Source organism: Croceitalea rosinachiae, from assembly GCF_031846445.1.
GTDB classification, from domain to species: domain Bacteria; phylum Bacteroidota; class Bacteroidia; order Flavobacteriales; family Flavobacteriaceae; genus Croceitalea; species Croceitalea rosinachiae.
This window is the reverse complement of the sequence record NZ_JAVRHR010000002.1, coordinates 872,069-884,817: the sequence shown is the minus strand read 5'-3', so window position 1 is coordinate 884,817 and position 12,749 is coordinate 872,069. Positions and strand designations below refer to the sequence as shown.

The window sequence follows — 12,749 nt, the reverse complement described above, 5'->3', positions numbered from 1 at the left end:
ATTAATTCTCCCTTTTCGACTAGGGATTTTTGTTCTTACCACAATTCTCCTATCTCCTTCTTTACAAAGGATAGTGCCGTGGCAGATGGGGATTGCTTTTCCATGGTTTGATTTAAAATGTCTTCGCGAAGTTTATCTGCAGAATCTGCTTCGCTCATACCAGCAGAACGAATAATTTGAATAGTTGCGCTTTTCGCAGCTTTAATGATATTCCAGCACTCATCGGTCATATAAATTTGTTGTGATAAGTTATGGTCAAACTCATTCTCTACTTGTTTGATTAGTAGATTTTCATATTTGGCTTTATCTTGACCTTGAGGAGCCACACGGACAACCAAATTATTAATTGCAATACGCTCTAAAAATAGTACCATGCGTTCATAAGCTTGCAAGCGCACTGGCAGTGTATCTTTTTGAGAATCTTTATGCAGCAAAAAACGTCTTCTGCCTTCTTCATTATTAGTATGCATTCTGAAAAAGTAAAAGGCGATTGCCCCAGTTACCACTGATGGTAATAAATAAGCAAATAGTTGGAAAATTTGATCTCCGCTCATAGTTCATTTTGGTTTTGATGAAATTAGAACGCTATTTTGTTTCTAAAAGTATATTTGATGACTTACTGGAATTCTTTTTTCACCATTTGGTAAAATGCAGTGTCATTAGGAGCAATTCTTACTGAAATTCCTTCCTTAAAATTACCATCTTTTACCACGATTTGAATTTTTTCTGATCCAACACCTTCAGTTTTAGCTAATCTATTAGCAATAGTAGAGGCTTGAGCATAAGTGACCGCAAATTCTCCAGTAATATTCAATCCCTCAACAATAATTGAACGGTCTGGATTTGCTTTTACAATAGCACCAACTTTGGTAGTCCAATCCGCCCCTGATTCTGTAAGTGTCGATGCACTATCAGAACCAAAAAGCCCATCCAATGAATTTGAAATACTAACAATTCCATTTGAAACCCCGGCTTTTACTTCTGGGCCCATGGTCTGTTTTATTTGTGTGAAAATTGCAATGGCAATAGAATCGTTTCTTGAGAAGTTATCTGTTATTATTCTAAGCTGCTCTTCTTTCTTTTTTAGACTATTTAAAGCATTGCCAACAGACTCCGTATTTTGTTTGGAAATTTTAGAGAAATTGGTTAGGTTTTGGAGCAAGGTAGCATTGGCAGCCCTTAAGTCTTCATTCTCCTTTTCAAACAACTCAGCTTTAGAATTAGATGCATTGATTTCTCGTTGTGCTTGAGATACAGAATCGTTCAAGGACATAATTGTCTTCTCAAGTTCACTGACTTTTGCAATGAGTTCGCTTTTTTTCTGGGCTGAGGTTGTTGTGAAAACCAATAATGCAAAAAGGGGTAAAAATCTTCTCATACTTTAATTGTAGTTTTTAGTGCTCCACCTAAATATTGACAATCAGACAAGTCTTGCATATTTTTAAACGGCACTTGAGTTTTTTCATAACCATACACGGTCTTTAAATCACTGCTAAGATAATCATCATCTACATTTACTTGAATATCTTGCATAGTAAATTGACAAGGATGTTCATAACCAGCCGCACGAGTGATTTCTAAAAACTCTTTTCTAAAGGTTTTAAAATACTGTGCTAACCTATCTGATTTCAAAGGTACGTTGATGCCATTTTGCAACCATTTACTTTGTGTTGCAACACCAGCCGGGCAGCGGTTGGTATGGCATATCTGAGCTTGAATACAGCCAATGCTCATCATAGCCTCACGAGCAACATTGATACAATCTACGCCCATAGCAAAAGCCATGGCTGCTTTAGCGGGAAAGCCTAATTTTCCGCTACCAATAAATACAATTCGTTCTGTAAGACCTAGCTCTTTGAATATTTTGTATAAACTGGCGAAAGCATAAACCCATGGTAAAGAAACATGATCTGCGAAACTTGGTGGAGCTGCACCAGTACCGCCCTCACCACCGTCAACCGTAATAAAATCTGGACCTTTACCGGAAGTTTTCATTAAATCTGCTAATTCTTCCCATTGGTTGAGTTTCCCGATAGCAGCTTTAATACCAACCGGCAATCCCGTTTCTTGCGCAATTTTTTCAATCAATTCTAAAAGCTCAGGGATAGAACTAAAAGCTTTATGTGTTGCTGGTGACAGAACATCCTTTCCTATTTCAACACCTCTTATTTCAGCAATTTCTTTTGTTATTTTAGCGCCAGGAAGTACTCCTCCTTTTCCAGGTTTGGCGCCCTGCGATAATTTAATTTCTATGGCTTTGATGCATGGGTTTTCATCAACTAGTACTTTCATTTTCTCCATAGAGAAATTACCATCCTTAGAACGAACACCAAAATATCCAGTTCCAAAATGGAAAATTACATCGCCACCTTGTTTGTGATAGGGCGATAGACCGCCCTCACCAGTATTTTGATAAGCATTGGCTTTTTGCACCCCTTTGTTCATAGCTTTTACTGCAGCAGCTGATAGCGAGCCAAAACTCATTGCGGAGACATTGATTATAGAAGCTGGACGAAAAGGTTGCTTTCGTTTATTATATGCCCCTATCACCTTGGCACACGGTAAAAAATATGGATTTTTAGTATTTTGATGTTCTTTTGGAAGTTGATACCCAATCATAGCGTTCTTTACAAAGATGTGTTGATGGGCATGGATGTCCCTATCTGTACCAAAGCCTTCGTAATTGTTCTCCTTTTTTGCAGAAGCATAAATCCAACCGCGCTCAATTCTATTAAAAGGAAGCTCTTCGCGATTGTTAGCTACAAAGTACTGTCGCATTTCAGGACCAATGCTTTCCAGCCAATAACGCAAATGCCCGACTATTGGAAAATTGTGTTTAATTGTATGAGAACGTTGAAAAAAGATATCCCAAATAGCAACAATCACCAAAAACACCAACACCCATAGCCACCAAGAAACCCTAGTAAAGAAGTCTATCATACTCTCCATATCAAAGCTCAAGAAGACTAATTAATTTGTTATTGTCCGCTTGAAAGATAATCCAACGTCAATTCTGTCATCGCTTTAACTCCTAGTTGCATTCCGGCATCGTCAATCAAAAAATCTGGCGTGTGATGTGGAAACGATTCTGTATTGCCTGGCGTCATTCCCCCTAAAAAGAAGAAAAACCCAGGAGCTTCTCGCTGAAAATAAGAAAAGTCTTCAGCACCAGTTATAGCTTTTTGGGCTATTACATTTTCATCACCAGCAACACGTTTAAGCGTAGGTAACATCTGTGATACCAAAGCAGGTTCATTGTAGGTGATATCTGTGGCATCTTTAATGACACAAGTTGCTGTTCCCCCATACGCCTTGGCAATAGTTTCTACCATTTCGACCATGCGCTTGTTCAACTTATCTTTCATGTCATAGTCCAAAGTTCTTATAGTACCTAACATTTCTGCACTTTCAGGTATAATATTGGAACGAACTCCACTTTTGATTTTGCCCACAGTAATAACAGCGGCTTCATTTGTGAGTTCAGTTTCGCGACTTATTATGGTTTGGAGACCATCAATGATTTTAGCACTTATTAAAATGGGATCTACACCACCCCATGGTTGTGAACCATGGCTTTGCTTTCCATTTACTTTTATAGTAAAACTTTGTGCTGCGGCCATGGCGCCCCCAAATTTGTAGCGAATCATTCCTACAGGTGTTTGTGAATTAATATGTAATCCAAAAATAGCATCGACCTTTGGGTTTTCCATTACGCCCTCTTTTACCATTAATAGGGCACCACCTTCTTCACCAGGTGGTGGACCTTCTTCTGAAGGTTGAAAAATGAATTTTACAGTGCCTTTGATTTTATCTTTGTTTTTTGAAAGTATCTCGGCAACACCCATTAAAATTGCTGTATGGGTATCATGACCACAAGCATGCATCACGCCAACTTTTTCTCCTAAAAACTCTGAAGTAACGGTTGATTTGAAAGGAAGGTCGTTACGCTCCGTAACAGGTAAGGCATCAATATCTGCTCTTAATGCTACAACTTTACCTGGACTATTACCTTTTAAAAGGCCAACAACTCCAGTATGGGCGACCCCAGTTTTCACTTCAATTCCTAATGATTTTAAATGGTTGGCTATTTTTTCAGCTGTTTGGAACTCACGATTTCCCAATTCGGGGTTTTGGTGGATATCGTGTCGCCATTCAATGACCTTATTTTCTATTTTTTCATAATCTTTTTCAAGATTTGGGCCTTGAGCAAATAAGCTTGAGGTGAAAAGACAAAGCCCTAGTATTACTAATCGATTCATAAGTTTTGAATTTAGAATTTTATAAGACGGTATCCGTCATTTTGTAATTGTATTAATGCTGTCATAGCAGAAAGTGATAGTTGCACTCCTGAAATGGTTTCTTCAATAGGAAAGCTCCTTGAAAAGGATGATTGTCCGCAGAAAATAAATTCAACCCCAGCATCCATTAGTTGTTGTACCATTTTCGAATTCGGATTTTCCACACCATAACGCGCTTCGTAGGCTTCATTGGTTATAATATCCTTTGAGGCTTTGTTATGCACTACAAGAGCAACCTTCATATGCTCTTTTGAAACTCCGCTTTGCCCATGCATATTTAAAAAGCGGGCCGCCGTTTCAATACTAGCATTGCTCTTGGTCAAGTCGTCAGGGCTATTCATAATGTCAAAAACTACTTTAAGTTCTGCATTAGTTCGAACTTGATAATCGGGATTTTCAATTACCCAAACTTTGCCGAAATCTTGAATTATAGGGCCAGCTTTCTTTTCTTGTGCAGAAAGGTTGATAACTATACCCAAAAGAAAAACGAAGGCTAGTGTTTTGCTCATAGTTGTTAAATATATTCAATTTATGAGTTCTTTGAAATCATTCCCTGTTTAAAAGTATTTATAGCTTGATTTTATCTATAGCTGTAGATTAGTTATTTTCACATTTAGACTTGCTATAAAGGAAATTTCCCATGTCATATATTGATGAATTAAATGAGGCGCAACGGGCACCTGTTCTGCATAAAGATGGAGCTCTAATGGTCATTGCTGGTGCAGGCTCTGGAAAAACAAGGGTATTGACCTATCGAATTGCCCATTTAATGGCACAGGGGGTAGATTCTTTCAATATTCTAGCATTGACCTTTACGAACAAGGCAGCTCGCGAAATGAAAAAGCGTATTGCTGATATTGTGGGTAACTCGGAGGCCAAAAACCTTTGGATGGGTACTTTTCACTCCGTTTTTGCCAAGTTATTGCGTTTTGACGGCGATAAACTGGGGTATCCAAGCAATTTTACTATTTACGACACCCAAGATTCGCAACGTCTTATAGCCTCCATTATCAAAGAAATGGGTTTGGATAAGGATATCTACAAGTATAAACAGATTCAGAATCGAATATCATCTTATAAGAACAGTTTAATAACGGTTAAAGCCTATTTTCAGAGTCCTGAATTGGTAGAAGCCGATGCCATGGCCAAACGCCCGAGATTAGGGGAGATTTATCAAAATTACGTGGATAGATGCTTTAAAGCTGGAGCTATGGATTTTGATGATTTGTTGTTACGAACCAACGAATTGCTAACTCGATTTCCTGAAGTATTGATGAAATATCAAGACCGTTTTCGGTATATTTTGGTTGATGAGTATCAAGATACCAACCACTCGCAGTATTTAATCGTAAAGGCTCTTGCAGACCGCTATCAAAATATTTGTGTTGTAGGTGATGATGCTCAAAGTATTTATTCGTTTCGAGGGGCAAATATCAATAACATCCTCAATTTTCAGCGTGATTATGAAGATGTGGGCATGTACCGTTTAGAACAGAATTATCGTTCTACCAAAAACATTGTGAATGCGGCAAATTCCATTATTGCCAATAATAAAAATCAGCTTGAAAAAGTGGTTTGGACGGCAAATGACGAGGGTAATAAAATTATTATCCACCGGAGCATAACCGATGCGGAAGAAGGACGTTATGTCGCTTCTTCTATTTGGGATAATCGCATGAACCATCAAATGGGTAATGGAGAGTTTGCCGTGTTGTACCGAACCAATTCGCAATCAAGGGCCATTGAAGATGCCTTGCGCAAACGTGATATTCCGTATCGCATATATGGTGGACTTTCCTTTTACCAGCGCAAAGAGATCAAAGACGTATTGGCCTATTTACGTTTAGTCATTAACCCTAAGGATGAAGAGGCTTTAAAACGAGTAGTAAATTTTCCAGCAAGGGGAATAGGGCAGACCACTATTGATAAATTGGTGGTGGCTGCGAACCATTATGACCGTTCCATTTTTGAAGTCATGGACAACTTATCTAAGTTGAATCTGAAGATTAACTCAGGTACACAGAGAAAATTGGAAGATTTTGTGACCATGATCAAGAGCTTTCAGATTATGAATGAAGGTTCAGATGCTTTTACATTAGCAGAACATGTTTCAAAAAAAACAGGGCTCTTGCTTGAATTTAAAAAAGATGGTACTCCTGAAGGTATCGGCCGTATGGAGAATATTGAAGAATTGCTCAATGGAATTAAAGATTTTGTTGAGGGTCAAAAAGAATTGGCTGATGCAACAGGAAGCCTAACTGAATTTTTAGAAGATGTTGCTCTTGCAACCGATTTAGATAAAGATACAGGTGATGATGACCGAGTAGCGTTAATGACCATCCATTTGGCAAAAGGGTTAGAGTTTCCGTATGTATATATTGTTGGTATGGAAGAAGATTTGTTTCCTTCTGCCATGAGCATGAATACTAGAAGCGAATTAGAAGAGGAGCGAAGGCTGTTCTATGTAGCTTTAACTAGAGCAGAAAAACAGGCTTATTTGACCTATACCCAAAATCGCTACCGTTGGGGGAAACTGATTGATGCTGAACCAAGTCGATTTTTAGAAGAGATTGAAGAACAGTATGTTGAAAATTTAACACCAGTAAGTGACGGGTATCGTTATAAATCTACAATTGATGCCAATATTTTTGGCGAGGTCGATAAAAGTAAGCTACGCCAAGTAAAACCTCAAAATGGCACTCCTCCTGCAGCCGGTACTCCTAATGCAAATCAGCTTCGTAAGCTTCGAAAATTAAAACCTGAATTGGGCAGTCCTTCAAAAAACGCCAATACAATTGATTCAGATTTAGCTGAAGGGGTTTTGGTGAACCACACTCGATTTGGAAAAGGTCAAGTTTTAAAAATAGAAGGAGTGGGCAATGACAAAAAAGCAGAAATTAAATTTGAACGGGGAGATATTAAGAAGTTGTTATTGCGTTTTGCAAAGTTAGAGGTGATTTCATAATTCAAAAATGTAACTCGACAAAGTAAATTTAGCTTAAAACCATTTTTACATCAAAGGAATAAAAATCTATTTTTAAAATATAATGATTGTAAATTCTAACAAGGAGCTATGTCTGTCCTATTTAAGAAAATATGCCAATAAAGATATCAAAGGTGTTGGAGAGCTATTTGCTGATGACATTATATTGCGCGATTGGAAAATTCGGGTAATAGGTAAGGAAATAGCTTTAAAGGAAACCCGTAAAAATTTTGAAACCGTTGATTCTATAGAAATAGATGTGCTCTCAACTTATGAGAGTGAGGATAGCATAGCTGCCGAACTTAAAATAACAGTTGATAAGACCGAAGAACTATTTGTAATTGATGTGATTACTTTTAATAAAGATTCTAAAATAGCATCCATAAGAGCTTATTTAGGCAGAGGAGATAATTAATTAGAGTTTGAAGTTAGTTTGGATTAAACTACTAAATTTTCAATACTTTCTCTTGTTAAAGAAGTTGGTAAAGTAAAAGAAAAAGTACTTCCCTTGCCTTTCTTTGAAGTAATTTCAATTTCCCCGCCGTTTCTACGCACAAAATCTTTACAGATAGAAAAACCAAGCCCTGTGCCCACTTCATTTTCAGTGCCCTTTTTAGTGAAACCACCATCATCAGAATTTAATAGCACTTCAATTTCATCTTTAGACATCCCAACACCTGTATCTGTAATTTCAACTTTTAATTTTACACCTACCTCACTAATTTTAAAGGAAATAGTATCGCCACTTTTTGTGAATTTCAGAGCGTTTGATAATAAGTTTCGAATAATAAAATCAACCATATCTTTATCGGCATATGCTTTAAACCTATCATTATTCTTGAAAGTGATTTTTACTTTTTTCCTAAAAGAATTGTCTTTGAATAATTCAATGTTGTTTTCGACAAGCTTTCCAATATTAAAGGACTTTTTAGAAATATCATGATCGTTCATTTGCGATTTCGCCCAATTGAGTAGATTGTCTAATAATAATTGCAAGTTTTGAGAAGAATCGACCATGTACTTTACAAAAACACTCTTTTCATTTTCTGACAATTCATTACCATCTTGGTCTAAGATGTTAGCCAGCGAAAGTATATTACCGGTATGCCCCCTTAAATCATGTGATATGATAGAAAAGAACTTATCTTTTATTGCTGAGGCTTCTTTAAGTTCATTTTCAGATTCTGATAATTTAAGAGTTAAATCATATAACTCATTGTTATTGGAGTGTAGGTCACGTATCTGATTCCTGATTTTTGCAACTAAATCATTGTATTTTTGAGTAAGAATCTTTAATTCTTTTAATTCAAATTTTGAAGTTATTTTGTGGTTTTCCTTAAAATTTTCTTCTGAAATGGTATCCATATTTTGGATGAGTCCTTGAATAGGTTTCGCAATATGACCGGAAAATAAAAATGCAAAAACAATTGCAAAGGCTATTGTCAGGCCAAAGAACAATATAATATAAGATTTTATACTACTTTCGAGGTAGTTTAAATCGGTTTCAATTACTTCTGAAAGTTTGGCGACTTTTTTATCTAGTGCTGTGTTCGCTTGATTAAGTTCAAACAATAAGCCCAAAGATTCATTTCCAATTTCTTGTTCAATAGCTACTATTTCATTGAAAATAGCAAGATATTCTGCCAAAGCCTTTTTAGTCTTAATGGCATCTTCACTTTTAGATAGTTTTGTGATTAGTACCTCACATTCTGTATTAAGCAAATCTGCATAGTGAAGATCATCTCTAAGAAAATAATCTTTCTCCCTTCTGCGTAGCATTAAGTTTTCTGCAAGAGTCAATCCTTCACTATTATTTTCGAGCGCGTGTATTTTCTCTCGCATTAGCCCCTCCAGGCCATAATCTCGAAAGCCTCTTCTCAATTGCAATTCAACAACCTTATTAGACTTTTCAATAATATTCTCTATTTCATCTTCAACTCCTTGAATTCTTTTAGGGATAATGTTGCTTTTTGGAAATTCGGAATACTGTGCCAACCTAAGCGATTGTTTTGCTAAGTCAATATAGTGCCGTTGTTTTTTAAAGTTTGAGCTGGTTTCTGTTATATAGAAAGAATCAAGTTTAATATCTGCCTTAATCGCTATGTCAAAATGATTAATAGCCTTTAACCTATTAATATTGAGTATATCTACTTGTTCTTTTAAGTTTTTTGAATTATTTATTTTACGTAATGAAACGAATGAGAATAGTAGAAATGGTGCTATTAATAGGCACAGTATTAAAAAAGCTAGAAGTATTCTTCCTCTTATTGTTTTCATGAACGCTATATGGGACAGCTTTTTAACGCGGAGGGCTGCCGTAAATTGCACTTTTAAAGTTAAATTCGATAAAGAAAATTAAGTTTGGCAGAGTATATCAAAATATATGAAGACAACCCTAGTCCCAATCAAATAGCAAAAGTGGTTAAAGCACTGCAGAATGGGGGTTTGGTAATATACCCTACAGATACAGTGTATGGACTTGGTTGTGATATTACAAAATCTAGGGCCCTTGAGAGAATAGCTCGAATTAAAGATATCAAACTAAATAAGGCGAATTGGTCATTTCTTTGCTCAGATTTAAGTAATCTTTCTGATTATGTAAAACAAATAGACACCGCTACCTTTAAAATTTTAAAACGTGCTTTACCGGGTCCCTATACCTTTATATTACCTGGAAATAACAATTTGCCTAAAGACTTTAAAAAGAAAAAGACTGTAGGTATTCGCGTACCAGATAATTCAATAGCCCAGGCACTGGTCTCAAGTTTGGGAAACCCTATTGTTTCAACTTCGATACACGATGATGATGATGTACTCGAATACACCACAGATCCAGAGCTTATATTTGAAAAATGGCAAAACCTTGTAGATATTGTTATCGATGGTGGGTATGGGGGTAATATAGCTTCAACAATAATTGACTTATCTGAAGGCGAACCTGATGTGATTAGGGAGGGCAAAGGTTCTTTAGATATTCTTTAGAAAGAAAAAAGAGCGACAAATTTGTCGCTCTTTTTATTTTTTATTATTTGATTAAATCAACTATTCATTGATTGCTGGATCTTTCATTCCTTCTTCAATCATACTATAGAATTGATCAATTTTTGGAAGAACAACGATGCGGGTTCTTCTGTTTTTAGATTTATCGGTAGTTGAAACAGGAACAAATTCCGCACGACCGGCAGCTGTCATACGCTTAGGGTCTACACCATAATCGTTTTGTAAAACACGAACAATAGCCGTTGCCCTTTTTGCACTTAAATCCCAGTTGTCTAATAACACACCGCTTCTATATGGTACATCATCTGTATGACCTTCGACCATAAACTCAAAGTCTGGTTTATTGTTCACTACTTTGGCAACTTTACTAAGAACATTTTTGGCAGCTGAACTAATGTTGTAACTACCACTGCTGAACAACAATTTATCGGAAATAGAAACAAATACGACTCCTTTTTCAACACTTACCTCAATATCTTCATCATCAAGATTACCTAAAACACCTTTTAAACTTTGAACCAATGAAAGGTTAACAGAATCTCTTCGTGTTACCGCGTCTTGTAGTCTGCGGATTGTCAAATCTTTTTCTTGAAGACTTTCTAATGATTTTTCAAGGTTTTCAGCCCCTTTTGCGGTAAGGGTAGTTAAATCACCCATATTGTTGATCAATTCTTGATTGTTAGCTCTTAAAAAAGCGTTTTGATCCTCTAACGCATTCATTTTTGAAGTGGCAGATGCCTTTTCTTCCAAGCAATCATTAAGCTTAACAGTAGCTGAATTTAAAAGATCTTGTGCCTCTTTATGTCGTGCTTCCAGCTCTGCATATTTTTTCTGTGATACACAAGATGTCAATAATACAGCTGCACCTAAAGTGCCTAAAACTAATTTTTTCATAAATGAATATTTTATTCTGGTTAATTACTAATTCAGTAACTGGGGCAAAATTATAATAATTGCAATTTAGCAAGTTTGCCTGACAGTTAATCTTTTACTAAAATGTTAAAATTCTTCACTTGATGTACGAAGTGTGACCACACAATGGATTTCACAAAGTAATAATTTAATACAAAATTAGCTTTTTCACGCTTCTTAAAAACCCTAGAAAAGTTACGATAAAAACTTAAATGAGCTCTTAATATAGCAAAACTATGTAAGAATTTAAACTGTGCGGCAAAATGTATTACCGCAATACCATCTAGTAGTAAACGTTTGAAAATCAATTCAAAAGCATTCTTTCTTGGTAGGTTTTTGGTTATAGAGTAAAGTGAATTTCTAAAATTCAAGAACGTTTTATTCGGGTTTGAATTCTTGAGTGTGGATCCACCAAGATGGTATATATGGCTTTTTCCAATATAATACACTTTGTACCCTCTATTTTTTGCTCGCCAGCACAAATCAATCTCTTCTTGATGTGCAAAATAGGAGGCATCGAACCCTTTTAAATCAGCAAAGACCTCTTTTTTAATAAACATACATGCGCCTGTGGCCCAAAATACTTCAGTGATATCATCATATTGCCCTGTATCTTTTTCAAGGCATTGAAATATACGCCCTCTGCAGAATGGATATCCTAATTTATCAATAAAACCACCACCTGCACCGGCATACTCAAAGTATTCGCGATTTTTAAGGTCCAGAATCTTAGGTTGAGCGATTGCGATTTCTTGATTTGCTTGAAAAGCATTTATAATTGAAACTGTCCAATTTTGGGTAACTTCAACATCCGAATTCAATAAGCAAAAAACATCCGCTTCAATCCGCTTTAATCCTTCGTTATACCCTCCTGCAAACCCAAGATTTTCTTTATTTGAAATGACCTGAATTTCAGGGAAACTTGAAGTCAAAACTTCTAAAGAATCATCGGTTGACGCATTGTCAATAACGAAAATCGAAGCATCTTTTGAATACTCCACTACTTTAGGAAGGTATTCTTTAAGCAGCTTGGAACCATTCCAATTTAATATGACAATAGCAAGTTTCAAAACCGGAGCAAATTAACGGTTAAAATCAGGAATTTCCTTTAGAAAAGTGTATTTTTCTTCTTCATGATTTATTTGGCAGTAATAGTGGTTGATACCATTGCTCACCATGATATACTTTGCATTTACCTTTAAATTATAAATTGCTATTTGGTCAAATGCTTTTTGCGTGATATCTACATCAGGTGCTTTACACTCAATTAAAATATCTATTTCGCCATATTTATTGAAAATGATGATGTCATATCTTTTTCGCAAACCATTGATGATTATTTGTTTTTCAACATTAATAAGACTTTTTGGATACCCCTTTGTTTCCATTAAAAAGCAGAGAACATGTTGTCGAACCCATTCTTCAGGTTGCAATACCACAAATTTTTTACGAATCACATCAAATATATAGGTGCTATTTTCGGTATTTTTAAGGCGAAAATGATATGTTGGAAAGTTGAGCGCCTGCATTACACAAAATTGATGATTTTTTTTTAG

The 12,749-nt window shown here is 36.0% G+C and carries 12 protein-coding genes; 3 read left to right on the top strand and 9 right to left on the bottom strand.

The annotated features are described in order from the left end of the window. Positions 1-35 precede the first annotated feature (35 nt). From RM706_RS11720 to RM706_RS11700, 5 genes are all read right to left on the bottom strand, one after another. A complete protein-coding gene (locus RM706_RS11720; protein WP_311351689.1) occupies positions 36-554 on the bottom strand; it encodes a DUF7935 family protein in 519 nt (172 codons plus the stop codon). Positions 555-616: 62 nt separating this feature from the next. After that, entirely contained in the window at positions 617-1,378 is a 762-nt protein-coding gene (locus RM706_RS11715; RefSeq protein ID WP_311351687.1) for a hypothetical protein, read from the bottom strand. Beyond that, complete coding sequence (locus RM706_RS11710; RefSeq protein ID WP_432264973.1) at positions 1,375-2,940, bottom strand: FMN-binding glutamate synthase family protein; 1,566 nt, start codon at positions 2,938-2,940, stop codon at positions 1,375-1,377. The genes RM706_RS11715 and RM706_RS11710 overlap by 4 nt, the downstream gene beginning before the upstream one ends. 38 nt (positions 2,941-2,978) lie before the next feature. Further along, entirely contained in the window at positions 2,979-4,259 is a 1,281-nt protein-coding gene (locus RM706_RS11705; protein ID WP_311351685.1) for an amidohydrolase, read from the bottom strand. 11 nt (positions 4,260-4,270) lie between these two features. Further along, the gene (locus RM706_RS11700; protein WP_311351683.1) at positions 4,271-4,807 is read right to left on the bottom strand and encodes a DsrE family protein; all 537 of its coding nucleotides are present in this window, start codon (positions 4,805-4,807) and stop codon (positions 4,271-4,273) included. A gap of 131 nt (positions 4,808-4,938) precedes the next feature. Between RM706_RS11700 and RM706_RS11695 the strand changes: the two genes are divergently transcribed. Continuing rightward, positions 4,939-7,263 carry an ATP-dependent helicase gene (locus RM706_RS11695; RefSeq protein WP_311351681.1) on the top strand — a complete coding sequence of 775 codons (2,325 nt, stop codon included), beginning with the start codon at positions 4,939-4,941 and terminating at the stop codon, positions 7,261-7,263. Between the two features lie 82 nt (positions 7,264-7,345). Continuing rightward, a complete protein-coding gene (locus tag RM706_RS11690; RefSeq protein ID WP_311351679.1) occupies positions 7,346-7,696 on the top strand; it encodes a nuclear transport factor 2 family protein in 351 nt (116 codons plus the stop codon). Positions 7,697-7,719: 23 nt separating this feature from the next. On the opposite strand, the gene RM706_RS11685 is transcribed toward RM706_RS11690, so the two are convergent. Further along, positions 7,720-9,558 (bottom strand): sensor histidine kinase, encoded by a 1,839-nt coding sequence (locus tag RM706_RS11685; RefSeq protein ID WP_311351678.1) that lies wholly within the window; start codon positions 9,556-9,558, stop codon positions 7,720-7,722. An 84-nt stretch (positions 9,559-9,642) separates the two neighbouring features. Between RM706_RS11685 and RM706_RS11680 the strand changes: the two genes are divergently transcribed. Continuing rightward, positions 9,643-10,263, top strand: coding sequence for an L-threonylcarbamoyladenylate synthase (locus RM706_RS11680; protein ID WP_311351676.1), 621 nt, complete (start codon positions 9,643-9,645; stop codon positions 10,261-10,263). Positions 10,264-10,323: 60 nt separating this feature from the next. Here the strand turns inward: RM706_RS11680 and RM706_RS11675 are convergent, their stop codons facing one another. From RM706_RS11675 to RM706_RS11665, 3 genes are all read right to left on the bottom strand, one after another. Then, the gene (locus RM706_RS11675) at positions 10,324-11,175 is read right to left on the bottom strand and encodes an OmpA/MotB family protein (protein WP_311351674.1); all 852 of its coding nucleotides are present in this window, start codon (positions 11,173-11,175) and stop codon (positions 10,324-10,326) included. A gap of 86 nt (positions 11,176-11,261) precedes the next feature. Then, complete coding sequence (locus tag RM706_RS11670) at positions 11,262-12,263, bottom strand: glycosyltransferase family 2 protein (protein WP_311351672.1); 1,002 nt, start codon at positions 12,261-12,263, stop codon at positions 11,262-11,264. A 12-nt stretch (positions 12,264-12,275) separates the two neighbouring features. Next, positions 12,276-12,722: a type I restriction enzyme HsdR N-terminal domain-containing protein gene (locus tag RM706_RS11665; protein WP_311351670.1), complete on the bottom strand. Its 447-nt coding sequence runs from the start codon at positions 12,720-12,722 to the stop codon at positions 12,276-12,278. Between the last annotated feature and the right edge of the window lie 27 nt (positions 12,723-12,749).

Coding starts and splice junctions, on each gene's coding strand:
- RM706_RS11700 (WP_311351683.1), bottom strand. CDS start 4,807: ATGAGCAAAACACTAGCCTTCGTTTTTCTTTTGGGTATAGTTATCAAC.
- RM706_RS11685 (WP_311351678.1), bottom strand. CDS start 9,558: ATGAAAACAATAAGAGGAAGAATACTTCTAGCTTTTTTAATACTGTGC.
- RM706_RS11690 (WP_311351679.1), top strand. CDS start 7,346: ATGATTGTAAATTCTAACAAGGAGCTATGTCTGTCCTATTTAAGAAAA.
- RM706_RS11715 (WP_311351687.1), bottom strand. CDS start 1,378: ATGAGAAGATTTTTACCCCTTTTTGCATTATTGGTTTTCACAACAACC.
- RM706_RS11695 (WP_311351681.1), top strand. CDS start 4,939: ATGTCATATATTGATGAATTAAATGAGGCGCAACGGGCACCTGTTCTG.
- RM706_RS11675 (WP_311351674.1), bottom strand. CDS start 11,175: ATGAAAAAATTAGTTTTAGGCACTTTAGGTGCAGCTGTATTATTGACA.
- RM706_RS11705 (WP_311351685.1), bottom strand. CDS start 4,259: ATGAATCGATTAGTAATACTAGGGCTTTGTCTTTTCACCTCAAGCTTA.
- RM706_RS11665 (WP_311351670.1), bottom strand. CDS start 12,722: ATGCAGGCGCTCAACTTTCCAACATATCATTTTCGCCTTAAAAATACC.
- RM706_RS11710 (WP_432264973.1), bottom strand. CDS start 2,940: ATGATAGACTTCTTTACTAGGGTTTCTTGGTGGCTATGGGTGTTGGTG.
- RM706_RS11720 (WP_311351689.1), bottom strand. CDS start 554: ATGAGCGGAGATCAAATTTTCCAACTATTTGCTTATTTATTACCATCA.